The following is a 19,981-nucleotide window of genomic DNA, read 5'->3' on the forward strand; positions in this document are numbered from 1 at the left end:
TCCCGTTTAAAATTAACCGCCGTAAAGGGTCTTATTCGGTTCGTGAGCGATTTCCCGCGCCAGTTTAGGCACTAAATAACCCGAAGTCAGGCTTTGTAGTTCCCGGTAAATTTCAACGGCTCTTTGATCCGGAACATAAAAATGGCTCGCGCCTTCAACTTTATCCAGCAAATGCAGGTAATAAGGTAAAATACCGGCCCGGAATAATTTATCCGATAAGTTTTTCAGGGTTTGTGCGTTGTCGTTAATATTTTTTAGCAGTACGGATTGATTTAACAGTACTACGCCGGCATTTTTTAATTTATTTAATGCCCGTGTTAATTGTTCGTCAATTTCATTACCGTGATTGATATGGGTTACCAGCACCGTATTAAGGCGGCTTTCCGTAAGAATTTTGCAGAACGCACCGGTAATGCGTTGCGGAATAACCACGGGCAATCTGGTATGAATACGCAAGCGTTGTAAATGCGGTATCTTTTCCAGTTTTTTTATTAACCAATCCAGTTCGTGATCTTTTGCCATAAGCGGATCTCCGCCGGAAAAAATCACTTCTTCAATTTGCGGGTTTGCCGAGATATAATCCAACGCTTTTTGCCAGTTGGCTTTATTGCCCTGATTGTCGGCATAGGGAAAATGACGGCGGAAACAATAACGGCAGTTAATGGCGCAACCGCCTTTTACCATGAGTAATAAACGGTTTTTATATTTGTGCAGAATATTCGGTGCGACGACTTGTTGTTCTTCAAGAGGATCTTTTGAGAAACCGTCTGCAGTTAGAAATTCGTCGGCAGAGCTCATCGCTTGCAGAAATAAAGGATCCTGTGCATTACCGAGTTCCATTTTTCGTACAAAGGGCAATGGTACGCGCATGGCGAATAATTTGCGCGCATGAATATCTTTTTCAAATTTATCAATAGGTAAGGAGAGAGTTTTCAGTAAAACTTCCGGATCGGAAATGGAATTTGCAAGAATTTCTAACCAATTCTCTTCTCTAACTGGGTTATTTTGAGTTAAAATACGCACTTTAAAAAAACAGCTCTATTAAATTGAGGATAATAATGGCTACATATACTACCAGTGATTTCAAACCAGGTCTAAAATTTATGCAAGACGGCGAACCTTGCGTGATCGTTGAAAATGAATTTGTAAAACCGGGTAAAGGTCAAGCTTTTACGCGCACCCGTATTCGTAAATTAATTTCAGGTAAAGTATTAGATGTTAACTTTAAATCCGGTACTTCTGTTGAAGCGGCAGACGTGATGGATTTAAACTTAAACTATTCATACAAAGATGAAGATTTCTGGTATTTTATGCACCCGGAAACATTTGAGCAATATTCCGCCGATTCAAAAGCGGTAGGCGATGCGGAAAAATGGTTGTTAGATCAAGCCGAATGTATCATCACATTATGGAACGGTTCGCCGATTTCGGTTACTCCGCCTAACTTTGTCGAATTAGAAGTTGTGGATACGGATCCGGGCTTAAAAGGCGATACTGCGGGTACCGGCGGTAAACCTGCGACGTTAAGCACCGGCGCAGTAGTTAAAGTGCCTTTATTTATTCAAATCGGCGAAGTAATTAAAGTGGATACTCGCTCAGGCGAATATGTTTCTCGCGTAAAATAATTCAGCTTATTACGAACAAAAAGCCGGTTATTGCCGGCTTTTTGTATTTATCGCGCCGTTTGCGGCAGGAAATAGGTTTCTTGTTCGCTCACTTCCAGAATAGAGGCGTAGTCATCATGCCAGTCGCCTAATACGATTCGCTTAAAGTGCGGTGGAATTTGATGAATATTTTGTCGGTGCGTATGCCCGTGAATCATTTGCCGCACATTGAAACGTTCAAAAATCTGACACACAAATTCTCCGTTAACATCCATAATTTCCGCAGATTTCATTTTTTTATCATGCCGGCTTTGTCTGCGAATTTTATCGGCAATTTTTATGCGCACTTTTAACGGTAACAATAAAAACAGCCGTTGTCGCCATTTTTGATGTACTTTTCGGCGAAAAGTCTGATAATTCACATCATCGGTGCAAAGCGTATCGCCGTGGCAGATTAATGTATCCGTACCGTATAAATTTACTATTTTGTAATCAGGTAATAGCTGTAAACCGCAGGATTCGGCAAATTTTTCGCCCAGTAAAAAATCCCGATTGCCATGAATAAAATAACAAGGAATGTTTTTTTCGGTCAGTTGCTTAATTTGTGCCTGAACCCTGCTTATTAACGGTGATTTTTCATCGTCACCGACCCAAAAATCGAACAAATCGCCAAGGATATAAACCGCTTGTGCCTGAGGTGCAATATTGTGCATAAAATGCTCAAAAAGTGCGGTCAATTTCGGGCGATTTTCGCTGAGATGAAGATCAGAGATAAAATAGGTTTTTTTCATGTTATTTGAGTTTTTTTAAGTTAGTGATTTTTTTGCCAAACAGCCGAATTTTTATTGGGATTTTCTACACTTAATTAGCTAATTTCGCTATACTTTAGCAAATTTTTTTAAGGTATTAAATTATGTTGAAATTAATTCGAATTATTCTTGTGGCTATCTGTTGCGTTTTAATTTGCGTATTAGGCACGATTTTCTCTTTAATCCGTTTTAGACACCCGAGTAATGTAGGCGTAATGGCGCGTTGGTTCGGGCGTTTATACCCTTTGTTCGGTTTGCGGGTCGAACATCGTTTCCCGGATAATGTGGATCAGAATGTGCCGGCAATTTATATCGGTAACCATCAAAATAATTACGATATGGTGACGATTTCCTACATGGTACGCCCGCGCACGGTAAGTGTGGGTAAGAAAAGCCTGATTTGGGTGCCGTTTTTTGGTATTTTATATTGGGCGACGGGGAATATTTTTCTGGATCGCGACAATAAAAATAAAGCTCATAACACAATGACGGAATTAGCGCGTCGAATTCAGCAGGATAATATTTCAATTTGGATGTTCCCCGAAGGTACTCGCAGCCGCGGTCGCGGTTTGTTGCCGTTTAAAACCGGCGCCTTTCATGCGGCGATTTCCGCCGGCGTGCCGATTATTCCGGTAGTTTGTTCGACAACCCATAAGAAAATTGATTTAAACCGTTGGAATAACGGCAAGGTAATTTGTGAAATTATGCAACCTATTGATACGCAAAGTTACAGCAAAGAAAATGTGCGCGAACTGGCGTCTCATTGCTATGATTTGATGAAAAAACGTATTGCGGAGCTGGATGCGGAACTCGCCCAAGTAGGAAAGTAAAAGTTTATGGAAAATTATTCGCGCCGCCGACTTTTCAAAAAAACCCTGATTGCCACCGCACTTGTGGCGACGCCGGCGCCTTTGCTGGCGGCAAGTCGGCAACCGTTGGTTATTCCGCCGCTACTTGAAAGCCGTCGCGGTCGTCCCGTTATTTTGAGTACGGAAAGTTCGCAAACGGCGCTGGTTGACGGTAAATTAGTGGAAGTGTGGGGATTTAACGGACGTTATCTCGGCCCGACGGTGCGCGTCAAACAAGGCGATTTCGTTAAATTGAACTATCGTAACAATTTAACTCAATTGGTGGCGCTGAATATTCAGGGCTTGCAAACCTCCGGCGAGTTATTGGGAAGTATCGGACACAGTTTAAAACCCGGCGAAGGTTGGGCGCCTATTGTGCCGATTACGCAATCCGCCGGCACTTGCTATTATCATTCCTGTACTTTGGCAAGTTCCGCTTATCAGAATTACCGCGGTTTGGTGGGGATGTGGATTATTGATGACGATGAAAGCCGTAAAGCGAATTTGCCGAATAAATACGGCGTGAACGATATTCCGTTAATTTTACAGGACCAGCGTATTAATAGCGCCGGCACTCAATTATTTCAGCAAAACGAACCGCACTTTTACGGCGAGCGCTTATTTGTTAACGGGCAGGAAGCGCCTTATCTCAATATTCCCCGGGGCTGGGTACGTTTGCGCATATTAAATGCTTCGCTTTCCCGCGGCTACGATTTACGTATGGATGATGAGCGTGACGTTTTAATTATTGCGCAGGATCAGGGTTTTTTGCCGCAAAGTAAAACGGTGAAGCAATTTTTTGTCGGCCCGGGCGAGCGTGTTGAAATTCTGGTGGATCTCAATGAGGGTGAAAACGTTTCTCTTATTGTCGGCGCAAAACGGGGATTACTGGACAAAGCAAAATTATTATTTAATTCTAACGGTGAGCTGGCGGATAACACGGTGCTGGAATTGCGTCCTGAAGGGTTGCTTTCCGTCTTTAACGGCAAGCCGAGTTTCCAATTCAGCGAAGCCGCCGTTTTACCGACACAAATTAAGCAGGAACGTTCATTCCATCTGGATGCTACGAACGGCATGATTAATCAAAAACGTTTTGATCCCCGCCGTATTGACGTAAATGCAAAGCAAGGTTCGGTGGAACGCTGGACGATTAGCAGTTCAATACCGACGGGATTCCGCATTCAGGGCGCCCGTTTTGTGATCGAAAGTATCGACGATAAAGCCACGGATGCCGCCGAATTAGTGTGGAAAGATACGGTTTGGATAAACGGTAAAGTACGGATTTTAGTGAAATTCGATAATCTGTCATCAAACACACAACCCTTTATTTTCGGTAGTTCGGATTTAATGCAGGCGGATAAAGGTGCAATCGGATTGATTGTGGTGCAATAATTTTTTTAGATTCAGTGGATATAACACCATCTAAGTATCTGGTTTAGATGGTGTTTTTTATGTAACTTTCCGTTAGCCCATCATCTGCAACCAGATTGCGGAGATCGGCATAATAATAAAGAGAGCGGGCAGCATATTGGCCACTTGGAAGTGTAAAATCCCGCAAATGCGAAAGCCCGTAGCCACCATTAACATACCACCTGCGGCGGCAAAATCCGCGCGCATCTCGGGCGTGATTAAGGGGATAATTAATACGGCGCTATAAGCCAGCGCTATTTGTAAAACAGTTTGCGGAATTGCGGCGGTAGCAATAGTGGAACCCAGTGTCGTGCCAAAGATTATGGCGGTAAAGAAATCCAGAAACGCTTTAACAATAAGAATACTTGAATCGCCGGTCAACCCCTCGTTCATTGAACCGAAAATCCCTGTTCCGCTAAAGGAAAATAAAATTACGATACCGACGAATTTTTGCAGGAATTCTTCATGGGATACACCTTTTTTTTGATTATTCGGTAAGATTTTTTCAACAATGGTTTTGGTTTTTGAGGCTAATTTATTAATACCTTGTTCCAATAGAATTAATTCGCCTAATATGGTACCCAATAGCAAGGCAAGGATCATCGCCGGCATTTGAGCGACTTTGGCTATCATAACGATGCCCATACACATGGAACAAAGCCCGAATAGCATGGTAAGATTGGTTCGAAGACGTTCCGGCACTCGACCGCCGAGAGCGGCACCGATAAGCCCGCCGAAAACAATGGCGCCGGCATTAATAAATGGTCCGATAATCATGAAAATTCCTTAAGATTTATTATTTTGAAAGGAAAGAAGAAAAAAGTGCGGTTAAAAATTTTGATTTTTTAACCGCACTTTTATTGTATTCCCATTTGAATGCTTGTGCAAATCGCTATCGGATTGTAAAGGCGATTGGTACGCTGATGGCATTTGCCATGCCTGCAGGTTTCTGGCCGATGGATTTTGCGTTTTTCACCGCTTCTAAAGCGGAATTATCCAAATCTTCGGTTCCGGAAGATTTAACCACACGGGCATTTGAAAGCGAACCGTCATTGCCGATATTAAAAGCAACAATTACAGTGCCTTGTTTACGCATCATTTTTGCACGTTGGGAATAACGTTTATGGCGTTCTATTTCACGACGAAGGGCGATTTTATAAGCATCAACTTCAGATGAGCCGGTTCCTTGTCCCGCTAAATTCGGGTTATCGCTATTTATCGTATTGCTCAAGCCGGTTGCTTTTGAATTCGCATTGGCATTGGAAAGTACAATCTTATCCGCTTTTATCCCTTGTTGTACCGGCGGCGGTACTTTTTTGGCTTTTTCTTTCGGTTTTTCTCTCGGCTTTTCTTTCGGTTTTTCTTTCGGCTTCTCTTTAGGTTTTTCTTTTTTCAGAGTCGGGTCTTCAACCGCTTCTTTTTGTACGATTTCTTCTTTGGTTTGCGGTTCCGGTTCAGCGGTAGGCTGTGTTTCTTCAACCATAGTCGCCATCATCATTTCCATTGAAATATTAGTGTCGATAATTTGTGCCGCCATGCCGTTTGCATTATCGTTTTCTTTAAAGGAAAAAAATAATGTGGCGGCAATTCCCCCGTGAAACAGCAACGATCCGAGAAAGCCCGCAATGGAAGGTCTTCGCATATTATTTGCCTTTTTCTTTCACGGTGACAATAGCGACGTTTTTAATGTCGTTTTTTGCCATTAAGTCGGTAATGGAAACAAAATCCTGAAAAGAAGATTTTGCATCGACTTTTAAAGTGACTTTTTGTTCTTTGTCCCAGCCGTTGATTTCCTGTTCTAATTCGGTTAGCTGAATCGGCTTGTCGTTAAAGTAAATTTCACCCTTTTCTGTGACAGTCAACAATTTAGCCAGATCATCCGCTTTGAAGGCCACAGTAGAGGAAGCTTTCGGTACGTTAACCTGAATTTTCCCTTGTGAAATAAAGGAAGCGGTGATCAGCACAATCGCCAACAGCACCAACATAATATCAATAAAGGGAATGATGTTGATTTCATCAAATTTTTTCACGTTACGCCCCTATATTTTTTTGGCTGTTTAGTGCTTTCCATTTTAAACGGTTAACTTCTACTTTGCGTCCTAATGCGCTGTAAAACACCATAGACGGAATGGCGACTAAAATCCCTACTGCCGTTGCTTTTAAGGCAAGTGACAAATGTAACATAATGGCTGAAGCATCTATGTCGCCGCCGGAATTACCTAAATCATAGAAAGTAAGCAGGATGCCCACAACCGTACCCAGTAAACCGATGTAAGGGGCGTTGGCACCTATGGTGGAAATAATGGTCAGATGGCGGTTTAAATCAATATCTAAAGAATGGATATTACTGTAAGCATGGACTTTTACACGGCTTAGGAAGATAAAACGCTCAATTACAAACCAAATCATAATAAAGCTCATTAAGCCTAATAATCCGAGAATAATATAGTCACTATAATTTTTTAAAAAATCGAATAATGCTGTTGTCATTGGGTAAACCTTGGTTAAGAAAGAAACGGACTTTGAATTAAGTCTCTAAATATAATTGAGAATGAATTTCAATTAGAAACAGATTTTAGCAAAGTTGAGGAAATTGGTAAATATTGACAGTTCATCTAATGGGAGAATATTTATGAAATAGATCAAAGTGCGGTAAAAAAGGGGAAATTTTCATTTCCCCAAGGTTAAAGGATGACGTTAGATTAGAATTTGTAAGAAACGCTTAATTTATAATTACGGCCCGGGTCTAAGTCTACTGAACCGTAGTATTGGGTACTGTGATCTTTGTAGGCTTTATCAAAGATATTATCAATACCGAAGGTTAATTCTAAGCCTTTCGCTTGTGCCGGCGACCAGGAGACGTACATATTGCTGACGGCATAGCTTTCTTTGAGGGTCGAGTCGTCCACATCAATCGCACGCACATACATGGTATTCCAACCCAATTCAACTTGAGCGGACGAAATATATTGGCTTAAAGTGAAGTTATAGCGGTCACCGGTGTCGGCAAAGGCGGCTAAACCGGTAGATTTTTGTTCGCTTCTGGCTCGGGCATAGCTGACGGAGAATGAGGTATCCTCATAACGGTATTTTGCTTGAGCTTCCACCCCTTTGATGTCGACCTTACCGAGATTACAGTAGATACTGCCGCTACTTATCGCACTTGTATTTACACAACGGCTTGCCGATACGGTTTGATTGATATTGTCATAATCGGTTTTGAAATATTTAGCCGTGAAGGAAAAACCGTCAATATCGGAGAACAAACCGTCTTTAGCATAGCTAAAGCCGACTTCTTTGTTATCGCCGCGGGCAGCCTCTAAATTACCGTCATAGGCTCGGGTTCCGCGCAAATAGATTTCGCCGGCATCCGGTCCCTTAAACAATTCGGTATAATTGGCAAATACGATCAAATTGTCCGTCAGGCTGTATTTTAACCCCAACGCTTTTGAAAAACGATGGTAGGATTTATCGAAATCGCTGGCTAAATCCGCTTTATAATGATCGAAGCGGACACCGGGAATGATCATCAAATTGCCTAATGCAATTTTATCTTCCACATAAACGGAAGTACTGTCCATGTCGGCAACATAGGCATTATTTACCGAGCCCAATGCTTGCGCTTTGCTATTGTAATATTCTCCGCCAACCAAAAATTGATGGCTGGTTACCCCTAACTCAAATTCGGATGTATTGGAGAGCGTACCGCCCACAGTGCGGACTTTAGATTTCGGCGAGCCCATTGAAGCCACTTCGGTTTCCGTATTATAGGCGTTCGCTTTGATATTGACCCAATTATTGTGTTCCGGATTAAAACCATAAGAAAGGGTGTAGGTTTTACGGGTCAGTTCGGTGTAAGCTTTACCGTGGTTTGTCTCCACATAACCCGGTTCGCCGGGCTGCGGTACATCGCCCAAACACATCCCCATATTGGCTCGATAACAACTTAACGCCGTGTTGGTATAGCGTTCTGCGGAAGCCTTTATCCATTGTTCGTTGCTGATATTATATTTCGTCTTGAACAAATAGTTGGATAAATGACCTTTATTTTTGTTTTTCAAGCCGTTACCGTCTTCACCGTCGCGTTGGTGGCGATAATTGAAATAACCCAATAAATCCAGATTACCGCGACGACCGTACAGCATTGCCGTACCCTGATTGGAATTACCGTTCGAACCGTAACCGTATTTTACTTTACCGCCGAAGTTTTCCCCCTCTTCCAGCATATCTGCGGCATCAACGGTTTCAAATTTCATCGAACCGCCGAGCGATCCCGCCCCGGTCGAAACGGAATTCGAACCCACATCAATATCAACACGTTTTAGAATCTCGGGATCAATACCGTAGTTACCGTTATGGTGGAATGAATAACCGTTTTGACGGGCGCCGTCGACGGTGACATTGAGATATTCTTCGCTCACGCCGCGAATATTATAGCGTTCCACCGTAGAACGCGCACCGTTAACGTTTACCCCCGGCACACCGCGGATCACATCAGACATTTTAGTTGCCTGACGAACTTTTGTTACCCCTTTGGCGGCGATATTTTCCGCCTGTGGAGAAAAGTTGTCGCTTACCACATCAATGGTATCCAATGTCTCGGCATGAACCGTCGCAGCAACAAAAGCAGTTAATGGCAGTAAAGATATTTTAAGTTTTTTCATACATCAATAATCCTTAGGTTTAAAAATCGCTACATTTTTAACATTAATACGAATTATTTTCAATTGCATAAAATGAAAAAGGTTCAATTTTTCGATAAAAATAATTTTTTTATGACAAATGTCACATTTTTTTAAATGAAAAATAAAAAAATAGAGTAAGGCTTATAGAATGTGCGGATATAGCGTTTTTATGCCCCCTCCGCCTTGTAGGCACCTCCCCCGACTTCGCGGGGGAGGGAACGGATTGAAATGGTGTTGTCGTTATCAAAATACGCAATAATATCGCTCCCCCACAAAGCTGGGGGAGCTGTCACGAAGTGACTGGGGGGGCGGGGATTTCCCCCTCCGCCTTGCAGGCACCTCGCCCGACTTCGCGGGGGAGGGAACGGATTGAAATGGTGTTGTCGTTATCAAAATACGCAAAAATATCGCTCCCCCACAAAGCTGGGGGAGCTGTCACGAAGTGACTGAGGGGGGAGAAAATATAAAAAGGTGCGGTTATAATTTCACGACTTTTGCTTGTTTCACCATATTTTCGCTCACTTCAAGAATAGTAATTTGTAACCCTTCAATCTCACAAACCGTTCCTTCCTGTGGGATTTCTTCAAGATATTCCAGGATCAGCCCGTTAAAGGTGCGCGCTTCATCTGTATTTAAATGCCAGTTCAACATTTTATTGATATCGCGGATATTTGCGGAGCCGTCGATAATCATTGAACCGTCGGATTGTTTGGTGATCTCTTCATTGATAGAGGGGGTGGTTGAAGTAGTAAATTCACCCACGATTTCCTCTAAAATATCTTCCAGTGTGACCAAGCCTTTAATATCGCCGTATTCGTCTACCACCAAGCCGATACGTTCTTTTCTGTGACGAAAGTTTAATAATTGCGCAGTGAGCGGTGTGCCTTCCGGAATGTAATAAATTTCATCCACGGCACGAATAAGCATTTCTTTAGTGAATTCGTTTTTATCCATCATTAGGCGATAGGCCTCACGAACTCTCAGCATACCTAATACGTTTTGTTCCATATCGCCTTTATAAAGTACCACGCGACCGTGCGGTGCATGGTTTAACTGACGCATAATCGCTTTCCAGTCGTCATCAATATCAATGCCCGAAATATCATTGCGCGGCACCATAATGTCATCGACTGTTACTTCTTCTAAATCAAGAATAGAAAGTAACATTTTCTGGTGAGCGGAAGGTATAAATTTACCCGATTCATTCACAATGGCTCGTAATTCTTCCGGGCTGATGGAATGCGCTTTTGTTTCGGTTTTCAGCCCGGTAATCTTTATAAGCCCCTGAATAATAATATTCATGAAGAAAACTAAAGGTGAGAATAGTTTCATCAAGAGAATTAACAGGTGGCTTGAGGTAAAGGCTACTTTTTCCGGATAGATCGCCGCAATTGTTTTCGGATAAATTTCGGAAAAAACCAGCATCACAAAGGTGAGTACGCCTGTTGCGATGGCAACACCCATATCGCCGTACAAACGCATACCAATGATGGTGGCGATAGCGGAAGCCGAAATATTGACCAGATTATTGCAGATAAGAATCAGGCTGAGTAATTTATCGGTTTTTTTAAGTAAAGTTTCCGTTTTTTTGGCGCCTTTATGTCCTTTTTCGGCGAGATAGCGCATGCGATAACGGTTCAAAGAAAGCAATCCGGTTTCCGAACTGGAAAAATAGGCCGAGAGAATCAGGAGAATAAAGAGAGTTATAAATAACGTACTAAGGGGAATACTGTCCAAAGTAAATAATCCTTTGTTGAATTAAACATAAAAGTGCGGTTAAAAAATTTAAATTTTTTTGATAGGTTTTAAACCGAAATTATCACCAATTTTCACCGCACTTTTCTAAGCCGATTTAGTTCATACCAAGCATTGCCCGGCTACCAAAATAGGCGATAGTGAGTAGAATCATACCTGAAATGGTATAAATTATCATTTTTTTTCCACGCCAGCGGTATTTCCAATGTCCGATTAATAAGACGGCATAAACAATCCAGGCTAAAAAGGAGAATATCGCTTTTTGAATGTTTTCATTGCCAAAAAAGTCGGCAAGATAAACCGCGCCGGTGAGCAAGGTCAGGGTCAGTAGAATTTCTCCGCTTAACATCACACGGAAGAAATGACGTTCAACCATCATTAACGGCGGCAATAAAGGGGAAATAACCATTTGTTTGGTTTTTAATTTACGATCTAACCAAGCTAACTGAATGCTTTGTAACATGGCGATAAAACAGACGGCGTAGGCGAACATGGCTAATAAAATATGAAGCAGTAAGCCTAGATCCTGCGCAAGATTTTGTATTACATGACTTGGTGCAAAGGCGGCGAGTGTGACATTAATCGTCGCAAAGCAATATATGATCGGTAATAAAAACCAGAATGTTTTTATTTTTAAAGCGATAGCTACAGTAGCGAGAATGGCAATTAGCACGGATATCAAGGAACCGATTTCCATTAACGTAAAGTTTTCGCCGCTGAATAAATTGCTGAAAAATGGAAATAAACTGATGAAATGGCAAATTACAGCGAAAAGTGCGGTCAAAATAAACCAATTTTTATTCGGACGTTGAATTTGTTCTCCTGATTGCGCTTTTGCCAGCATGGGGGCAATAAACAAAATACTTATAATATAAAACAAAGCAGAAAAGAGAGCGAACGACATAATTCTTAATCCTGTAACCAATCATATTTTTAATTTTAGCGAGGGTTTAACAAAATCGCCAGTATTTATTAGTTTGTGGGAGAGAAATCACTATAAATGGTGAAAATCCCGATAATTCAAGTATAATGACAGCAAATTTTTATCTCGAGACAAAATAGGATAAGAGAACAATGTTTGAGAATTTATCGGATCGTCTGTCGAAAACGCTGCGCAATATTACCGGCAAAGGGCGTTTAACCGAAGATAATATCAAAGATACCTTGCGCGAAGTACGTATGGCGTTATTGGAGGCGGATGTTGCGCTTCCCGTGGTGCGCGAATTTATCAATAAAGTGAAAGAAAGCGCTCTCGGTGAAGAAGTTAATAAAAGTTTAACTCCGGGTCAGGAGTTCTTAAAAATCGTTCAAAAAGAACTTGAATCCGCAATGGGCGAAAGCAACGAGAGCTTAAATCTTGCCAGCCAACCGCCGGCGGTAATTTTAATGGCTGGTTTGCAAGGTGCCGGTAAAACTACTTCTGTGGGTAAATTGGCGAAATTCTTAAAAGAACGCCATAAGAAAAAAGTACTGGTCGTTTCTGCCGACGTTTATCGCCCGGCGGCGATTAAGCAATTGGAGACCCTCGCTCAATCTGTTGATGCGGATTTCTTCCCTTCCGATGTCAAAAAAAATCCGGTAGATATTGCCAAAGCGGCATTGGCGGACGCTAAGCTTAAATTTTACGACGTCTTAATTGTGGATACCGCAGGTCGCTTACATGTTGACGGCGAAATGATGGACGAAATCAAACGGATCCATGAAGTGCTGAACCCAATTGAAACCTTATTTACCGTTGATGCTATGACGGGGCAGGATGCGGCAAATACGGCAAAAGCCTTTAACGAAGCCTTGCCTTTAACCGGTGTGATTTTAACCAAAGTGGACGGTGACGCCCGTGGCGGTGCGGCGTTGTCTATTCGTCAAATTACCGGTAAACCGATTAAGTTCCTTGGTGTGGGTGAGAAAACCGATGCGTTGGAACCATTCCATCCGGATCGTGTTGCTTCCCGTATTTTAGGTATGGGAGACGTACTTTCTTTAATTGAAGATTTACAGCGCTCCGTTGATCATGAAAAAGCGGAAAAAATGGCGCAAAAGTTCAAAAAAGGTGATCAATTTACCCTTGAGGATTTCCGCGAACAACTGATTGAAATGAAAAAAATGGGTGGTATGATGTCTATGCTTGATAAATTGCCCGGTGCGAAAAATTTACCCGAACATGTGAAAAATCAAGTTGATGATAAAATGTTCGTGAAAATGGAAGCCATCATTAATTCCATGACTTTAAAAGAAAGGGCAAACCCGGACATTATCAAAGGTTCGCGTCGTCGCCGTATTGCAATGGGTTCCGGCACTCAGGTGCAAGATGTAAATAAATTGCTTAAACAATTTGATGAAATGCAACGTATGATGAAAAAAATGCGTAGCGGCGGTATGGCGAAAATGATGCGGGGCATGAAAGGAATGATGGGCGGCGGCTTAGGTGCGCTTGGCGGCTTAGGCGGTATGTTCGGTAAGCGGTAATTTTATGCAAATGACAAGAGGCTGAATATTATTTCAGCCTTTATTTTTGAAAAGTGCGGTCAAAAAACGAGATTTTTTGAGTGTTGACTTTGCTAATGATTTCAAAAAAAGGAGTAATCGTATTACCGGTTTTAATAAAATTAGCGAAATTGTATTTTTCGAAAAAACACCCCGGCTTTATATCGTTATAATAAAACCGAGGCGTTTACTCAGGGGTTAAACTGATTCCGTAACCGGTTTTTTGATTTCATGAATTTCAGTTACCGGTTCGCCGTGTTTTTTATCCCACCACTGGTAGATATTGGCTAATACGGAGCCGGATACCGAGTGCCATACGCAGGCAACCGCACAAGCTACCACGGATTCTGCATTGGTTGGGAAGAATTTTGCACTTAAACCTGTGGCAAGCCCGGCATTCTGTACGCCGACTTCAATGGATAAAGTGCGTTTTTTTGCCGTATTCATACCGAATACTCTGCCGGCGGCAAAGCCCAGAATATAGCCGGTGATATTGTGGCAGCCAATCGCCATAAGCATAATTAAGCCGGATTCTAAGAAACGTTCGCCCTGGAAGGCAACTACACCGCCGACAATGCAGGCAAAGGCGATAACCGCAACACCGGGCATTACGGAACGCACATCATTAAACCATTTTTGTTTATGGCAGCCCATATTAAATAAAGAACCTAAGCCTACCGGTAAGATAGTTACCAGCAGCATAAATTTGAACATGCCCCAACCGTCCATATCAATGGTTTCACCCACTAAATAATTGAGTAAAAGAGGTGTCATAACCGGTGCGATAATGGTGGATACGGTGGTCATGCCCACCGAAAACGCTACGTCGCCTTTACACAGAAAACTCATAATATTAGAGGCAACACCGCCCGGGCAGGTACCTACCAACACTAAACCTAATGTTAAACCGGGGGAAAGATTGAACGCTTGTGCAATACTAATCGCTACAAAAGGCATAATAGTATATTGGGCAACGGTACCGATTAAAATATCAAGCGGACGTTTGGCTAAAATTTGGTAATCTTTTGCGCCTAATGTCATTCCCATTGAAAGCATAATAATACCTAAAACCAAGACCTGCGCATCACCTTTCACCCAGGTAAAAGCTTCGGGTACGATAAATGTGAATAAAGCCGTTAAAATAATAACGAGAGCCGTATTTTTAGCCAAAAGCTGGCTAATTTTTTTGAGTGCGCGCATAGGGTTACGTCCTTGGATTATTGCTGATTTTTACCGAATAATTTTAATAATGCGCTGATTATAAATAATGTCAATATATAAAATAAGGTTATTTGATGAAATATTAAGTTTATTGATGGATTTTGTTTTATAAAATATTTAGTTTATTTACATATTTAGATTATTATTCTAATTTAATAAAAATAACTTACTTAAAGTTTTGTGAAAGGGAATAAGAGCCTTATTTGATAATTTTACGAAAATTTTTGTAAAAAAGCTGAAAATTGAATTTTTTGCTCTCCAGCCTAGATAGAACGGCAGGCTTTATTTATCTACAGATTGCGGAAGAACAGCAACTCATTTAAATCAGTGATTTCGAACGTAGGTACTAATGTCGCCTCACTGAAATGCTGAATTTTTTTGTCGGATAAATTAATCCAAACTGCCTGACAACCCGCTTGAATGGCGCCTTGCACATCTGTGACTAAATTATCGCCTACGTGTAAAATTTCATGGGGCCGCACATTAAAGTAGCCGGCGGTCTGGCGGAATAGATCCTGATGGGGCTTTGCCCGCCCTTGCACACCGCCGGTGAGTACTAATTCGAACTGATCAAACCCCGCTCTTGACGGCGTTACGTTTCCGTTGGTTAATGCGGCTAATTTATACTGTCTCTTCAATTTATTTAATACTTCAAAACTTTGCTGCGGTACCTGCATTTTATGCCGCCATTCAAAGAAATCTTCCATTGCCGCATGAGAAATTCGCTCAATTTCGACCGCACTTTTTTGATGAGCCCGCAACAACTCGACGATAGTTTTTATTCGCCATTGGGTGACATCTTCCGCCAAAAGCGGAAAATCCAGTGCGGTTTTATTTTTCCAATACCGCCAATAACCGCCGTCCAATTGCGGAATTTGACTGATTTCCCGTAAAAAATCCACCGAATGCCGCTCCGCATCTAAAATAACCTGCGAATTATCATAAAGCGTATCGTCCAAATCAAAAGAGATAACCTTAAAATCTTCTAAAGTGCGGTAAAATTTCATGAAATTTCCTATTTGCGACGCTTAGCTCTCGGGTGAGCCTGATCATATACTTCGGCTAAGTGCTGAAAATTTAAGTGCGTATAAATTTGTGTGGTAGAAAGATTGCTGTGACCTAATAATTCTTGTACCGCACGTAAATCGGAACTGGCTTCCAGCATTTGCGTTGCAAAGGAGTGTCGCAGTTTATGGGGATTCAAATGGCTGTTTAATCCTTGGCGAACGCCCCAGATTTCCATTCGTTTTTGAATGGAACGGTTTGACATTCGATTCCCCAGCGAACTTACAAATAAAGCATCGTCTTTCGGATTAAAAAGCAGACGGACTTTCAGCCATTCCTGTACCGAGTGAGAGGCGTGACGGCCAAACGGCAAAATCCGTTCTTTATTTCCTTTCCCTAAGACTCGAATTTCCCGTGAACGAAAATTTAAGCTGGTTAAGTTTAATCCCTGTAATTCGGATAATCGCAATCCGGAACTGTACATTAATTCCAACATCGCTTTATCGCGCAAATCAATGGGTTCTTTGCTGTTGTTATCGAGTAATTTGTTGAGTTGTTCGGCATTGATATTTTTAGGCAAATGTTTGCCCTGTTTTGGTGCGGAAATACCTATTGCAGGATTTACTTTCAGTTCTCCCTGAAGCACCAAAAAAGCGAGAAATTGGCGCAATGCCGAGAGGCGCAACGCAAGACTTTTCTCATGCAACCCGGATTTTTTACTTTGCGCAAGAATAAAACGCACGACACTCGGCGAAACCTGCCGCCAGTTTTGAATATCATTTTCCTGCAGGATTTTCATCACAGCATCCATTTGGCGCTGATAATTGGTTAAAGTATAAGAACTTACCTGACGTTCGTTACGTAAATAGTTCCAATATTTTTGTAAGTAGGTTTGCATGAATTATCCCATTTTTAAACTTATTAGTTATTCATTAATCGAATGCTATTCATTAATCCGTTTTTAGCCGTCTGTAAATGTCTTTTTAATTCCGTAATGGCACCTAAATCATCCTGGCTTACGATTTTGACTAAGATGGCTAAATGTTCTTCTACGGCAAGGATATTTCTTGTACGTAAATTACTATTATCCCATTGATAATGAAAGTGAAAAATTACAGAAATCAAATTTATAAAGTCGTTTATAAATGGATTATCAGCTGCCGATAGAATAAGAGAATGTAATTGTTGATCAAGCAGAGAAAAGTCCACATATTTTTCTACTATATTATTTCTGAGAATTCTATGTTCTTGCAGTAGAAGTTTCATTTGTTTCCAACGAATATCATTTTTAGGCAGATTCATGAAACAATTTAGGGCGTGACATTCCAGCATTTCTCTTAATTCAAATAATTTATCCGCATAATGTTGAGTCAGCTTAGTTAATCTCCATTTTCCGGCAGAAATATGTGATATGAGATTAAAACGGGAAAATTGAATTAAATATTCTCGTACAGTAAAAATATCCACATTTGCATTTTTTGCCAGTTCCAGCTCGGTAAAATCGTCTCCAGGTTTAATAATTTTTTGTTGAACAGCCGAACTGAAATATTTTTCTAATTTTTTTATCTGATTATTTCCCGGCTTTTTAATTTTGATATACGTAATTTTATCATCTGCCGAAGGTTTTTTTGTGATTATTAATTGAGCATCAATTCTATTGATAATTTTTTGCTCTGTTAAATAAGTTATGGCATGCCTAATTGTTGTTCTGCTTACATTATACAGAGTAGCTAAAGCTGATAATGAAGGTAATGGTGACGTTAATAGATCTGATGATATATCATCAATCATCTGATTTATTATATCTTGTCTTAGATTTAAGTCTCTGCTCATATTATCCTTATTTTTAATAAAAAACACTTAAAAAACATTAAACTTATCCTTCGATCACATTAATACAAAGAAAATAAGAACTCAATAAAAAATTAGTTGAATATTATTTGCGCAATTTAATTATTTCGTAAACAGAGGTAAATCATGATGCGATCATTAGTATGTAAAGAACCTTTTCATTTAATACTTGAAGAAAGAGCAAAGCCACAACCTAAAGACGAAGAAGTGCAATTAAAAGTTGCTGCAATCGGTATTTGCGGTACGGATATTCATGCCTATGCGGGAAATCAGCCTTTCTTTGAATATCCTCGCGTATTAGGTCATGAAGCAAGCGGTGTTATAACGGAACTTGGCAAAAATGTTGATAAATTTAAAGTAGGGCAGCGGGTCGCCTTAATTCCTTACGTTTCTTGCGGTAAATGCGGTGCTTGCTTAAGCGGTAAAACGAATTGTTGTGAAAACATTTCTGTAATTGGTGTTCACCAAGATGGTGCTTTCAGTGAATATTTAACAGCACCTGCTAAAAATATTCTTCCAATTGCTGATTCTGTTGATTTTACTACTGCTGCATTAATTGAGCCTTTTGCAATTAGTGCGCACGCCGTAAGACGTGCGCAGATAACAAAGGGTGATGATGTCCTTATTGTTGGTGCGGGTCCTATAGGGCTTGGTGCCGCAGCTATTGCACATGCGGATGGTGCAAATGTGGTTATTGCAGATACAAGCGAGGAGCGCCGTAAACATATTCAGGCAAATATTCCTGTGCCAACAGTTAATCCGATTAATGAAAAAGTTGAAGATTATTTTAATGGGCGTTTACCGCAAATCGTTATTGACGCAACGGGTAATCAGAAAGCAATGAATAATGCTGTTAATCTAATTCGTCATGGCGGACGGATAGTTTTTGTCGGGCTGCATAAGGGAACAATTGAATTTAGTGATCCTGATTTCCATAAAAAAGAAACGACACTTATGGGAAGTCGTAATGCCACTTTAGAAGACTTCGAAAAGGTACAACATTTAATGTCTGAAAGAAAAATTTCAGCCAATATGATGCTTACACATACATTCAAATATGACGAATTAGCTGAAATTTACGAAGAGAAGATTACGAAAAACCAATCTCTTATCAAGAGTGTCGTTTTGTATTAAAAGCAGATAAAAAACAGATAAATATGATATGTAACGGATTTTGATACATTTTCTTATTTACTTATAAAATTTTTAATTACAGTAACTATGAGTTTATAGCAGTACCTATACGGTTATTATCTACCATCATCAATTATGTGAGGACAATATGAAATTATTCTCTAAATCAATAAAAACTATTCTTTCCGTTGGTTTATTAGGATTTACGATTAATGCTCAGGCAGAAACTGAAATTATGGTTGCCTATGGTAATCAACCGGGTGAACCAATTGATAAGGCCATGCATTTTTGGGCGGATAAAGTAAAAGAGAAATCTAATGGTGATATTGTTTTTAAATTATTCCCGTCAAGTCAATTAGGCAGTGAAACGGAAGTAATGGAACAAGCTAAATTCGGTTCAAATATTATTACAATCAGCGATTATGGTGCGTTGATGGATATTGTACCGGATCTAGGTGTAATTAATGCGCCATACATTAGTCAATCTTTTGAGAAAAAATCAAAATTATTACAATCCGATTGGTTTAAAGATTTAAGTGCTAAATTAGATCAAAATGATATTCATATTATAGTTCCGGATGTGGTTTATGGTACTCGTCATTTATTAACTAAAAAACGGGTAACAAAACCGGCTGATCTGAAAGGCGTAAAAGTACGGGTTCAACATTCGCGTTTATTCCTTGAAACTATTAAAGCAATGGGGGGCGTTCCGACACCGATGTCATTGTCTGATGTTTATCCCGGATTATCCGAAGGCATTATTGACGGTTTAGAGAACCCTGCTGTTGTTTTGTTTGGCGGTAAATTCTATGAAGTAGCTAAAAACTTAAGTTTAACCGCTCATACTAAACATATGTCTCCATTTGTGGCGGGTACCGCATTTTGGAATACCCTAACACCGGAGCAACAACAAATTATCGTAGATACCAGCAGAGAAATGGTGGTTTATGGGGCCGGTTTAATTAATGAGGCGGAGAAGGACGCATTAGATAAATTAAAAGCTGCAGGCGTGACGATTAATGAAGTTGATTTACCGGTCTTTGAACAGTCAGTAGGTGGGGTAATTTCAAACGGTTTCCCTGAATGGTCTCCGAATTTATATAAAAACGTTCAAGAAAAATTAGAGCAATTCTAATCTGTCCAACCAAGGTATCCATTATGGCGGATACCTTCTT

The 19,981-nt window shown here is 40.7% G+C and carries 19 protein-coding genes; 6 read left to right on the forward strand and 13 right to left on the reverse strand.

What is annotated here, in order from left to right; all coding sequences use genetic code 11:
• Positions 1–12: 12 nt before the first annotated feature.
• A complete protein-coding gene (epmB, locus tag MS_RS02375) occupies positions 13–1,023 on the reverse strand; it encodes an EF-P beta-lysylation protein EpmB (RefSeq protein ID WP_011199686.1) in 1,011 nt (336 codons plus the stop codon).
• 35 nt (positions 1,024–1,058) lie between these two features.
• On the opposite strand from epmB, the gene efp reads away from it, so the two are divergent.
• Positions 1,059–1,625 (forward strand): elongation factor P, encoded by a 567-nt coding sequence (efp, locus tag MS_RS02380; protein ID WP_011199687.1) that lies wholly within the window; start codon positions 1,059–1,061, stop codon positions 1,623–1,625.
• Between the two features lie 47 nt (positions 1,626–1,672).
• Here the strand turns inward: efp and lpxH are convergent, their stop codons facing one another.
• Positions 1,673–2,395, reverse strand: coding sequence for a UDP-2,3-diacylglucosamine diphosphatase (gene lpxH / locus MS_RS02385; RefSeq protein WP_011199688.1), 723 nt, complete (start codon positions 2,393–2,395; stop codon positions 1,673–1,675).
• 122 nt (positions 2,396–2,517) lie between these two features.
• Here lpxH and MS_RS02390 point away from each other — a divergent pair, with 122 nt between their 5' ends.
• A complete protein-coding gene (locus MS_RS02390) occupies positions 2,518–3,243 on the forward strand; it encodes a 1-acylglycerol-3-phosphate O-acyltransferase (protein WP_011199689.1) in 726 nt (241 codons plus the stop codon).
• Positions 3,244–3,249: 6 nt separating this feature from the next.
• On the forward strand, positions 3,250–4,653 hold the full coding sequence (locus MS_RS02395; protein ID WP_011199690.1) for a multicopper oxidase domain-containing protein: 1,404 nt from the start codon (positions 3,250–3,252) through the stop codon (positions 4,651–4,653).
• A gap of 72 nt (positions 4,654–4,725) precedes the next feature.
• On the opposite strand, the gene MS_RS02400 is transcribed toward MS_RS02395, so the two are convergent.
• The 7 genes from MS_RS02400 to MS_RS02430 form a co-directional block, all read right to left on the reverse strand.
• Positions 4,726–5,448: a DUF554 domain-containing protein gene (locus MS_RS02400; protein WP_011199691.1), complete on the reverse strand. Its 723-nt coding sequence runs from the start codon at positions 5,446–5,448 to the stop codon at positions 4,726–4,728.
• A gap of 115 nt (positions 5,449–5,563) precedes the next feature.
• Entirely contained in the window at positions 5,564–6,313 is a 750-nt protein-coding gene (locus MS_RS02405) for a TonB family protein (protein ID WP_011199692.1), read from the reverse strand.
• A gap of 1 nt (position 6,314) precedes the next feature.
• Positions 6,315–6,701, reverse strand: coding sequence for a TonB system transport protein ExbD (exbD, locus tag MS_RS02410; RefSeq protein WP_011199693.1), 387 nt, complete (start codon positions 6,699–6,701; stop codon positions 6,315–6,317).
• 1 nt (position 6,702) lies between these two features.
• A complete protein-coding gene (exbB, locus tag MS_RS02415) occupies positions 6,703–7,161 on the reverse strand; it encodes a TonB-system energizer ExbB (protein WP_011199694.1) in 459 nt (152 codons plus the stop codon).
• 212 nt (positions 7,162–7,373) lie between these two features.
• Complete coding sequence (locus MS_RS02420) at positions 7,374–9,335, reverse strand: TonB-dependent receptor domain-containing protein (RefSeq protein ID WP_011199695.1); 1,962 nt, start codon at positions 9,333–9,335, stop codon at positions 7,374–7,376.
• 498 nt (positions 9,336–9,833) lie between these two features.
• A complete protein-coding gene (locus tag MS_RS02425) occupies positions 9,834–11,093 on the reverse strand; it encodes an HlyC/CorC family transporter (protein ID WP_011199696.1) in 1,260 nt (419 codons plus the stop codon).
• A 115-nt stretch (positions 11,094–11,208) separates the two neighbouring features.
• Positions 11,209–12,015: a cytochrome C assembly family protein gene (locus MS_RS02430; RefSeq protein ID WP_041639548.1), complete on the reverse strand. Its 807-nt coding sequence runs from the start codon at positions 12,013–12,015 to the stop codon at positions 11,209–11,211.
• Between the two features lie 170 nt (positions 12,016–12,185).
• On the opposite strand from MS_RS02430, the gene ffh reads away from it, so the two are divergent.
• Positions 12,186–13,577, forward strand: coding sequence for a signal recognition particle protein (gene ffh / locus MS_RS02435; RefSeq protein ID WP_011199698.1), 1,392 nt, complete (start codon positions 12,186–12,188; stop codon positions 13,575–13,577).
• A 216-nt stretch (positions 13,578–13,793) separates the two neighbouring features.
• Here the strand turns inward: ffh and MS_RS02440 are convergent, their stop codons facing one another.
• The 4 genes from MS_RS02440 to MS_RS02455 all read right to left on the reverse strand — a co-directional run bounded on the left by MS_RS02440 (position 13,794) and on the right by MS_RS02455 (position 17,654).
• On the reverse strand, positions 13,794–14,795 hold the full coding sequence (locus MS_RS02440; RefSeq protein WP_011199700.1) for a bile acid:sodium symporter family protein: 1,002 nt from the start codon (positions 14,793–14,795) through the stop codon (positions 13,794–13,796).
• A gap of 311 nt (positions 14,796–15,106) precedes the next feature.
• Positions 15,107–15,823 (reverse strand): HAD-IA family hydrolase, encoded by a 717-nt coding sequence (locus MS_RS02445; RefSeq protein ID WP_011199701.1) that lies wholly within the window; start codon positions 15,821–15,823, stop codon positions 15,107–15,109.
• Between the two features lie 8 nt (positions 15,824–15,831).
• A complete protein-coding gene (gene xerC / locus MS_RS02450; RefSeq protein WP_011199702.1) occupies positions 15,832–16,719 on the reverse strand; it encodes a tyrosine recombinase XerC in 888 nt (295 codons plus the stop codon).
• A gap of 23 nt (positions 16,720–16,742) precedes the next feature.
• On the reverse strand, positions 16,743–17,654 hold the full coding sequence (locus MS_RS02455) for a GntR family transcriptional regulator (RefSeq protein ID WP_041639550.1): 912 nt from the start codon (positions 17,652–17,654) through the stop codon (positions 16,743–16,745).
• A gap of 144 nt (positions 17,655–17,798) precedes the next feature.
• Between MS_RS02455 and MS_RS02460 the strand changes: the two genes are divergently transcribed.
• Positions 17,799–18,806 (forward strand): zinc-binding alcohol dehydrogenase family protein, encoded by a 1,008-nt coding sequence (locus tag MS_RS02460; protein ID WP_011199704.1) that lies wholly within the window; start codon positions 17,799–17,801, stop codon positions 18,804–18,806.
• Positions 18,807–18,954: 148 nt separating this feature from the next.
• Positions 18,955–19,941 carry a C4-dicarboxylate TRAP transporter substrate-binding protein gene (locus MS_RS02465; RefSeq protein ID WP_011199705.1) on the forward strand — a complete coding sequence of 329 codons (987 nt, stop codon included), beginning with the start codon at positions 18,955–18,957 and terminating at the stop codon, positions 19,939–19,941.
• The last annotated feature ends 40 nt before the right edge of the window (positions 19,942–19,981 follow it).

This window comes from [Mannheimia] succiniciproducens MBEL55E, assembly GCF_000007745.1.
Lineage (GTDB): Bacteria > Pseudomonadota > Gammaproteobacteria > Enterobacterales > Pasteurellaceae > Basfia > Basfia succiniciproducens.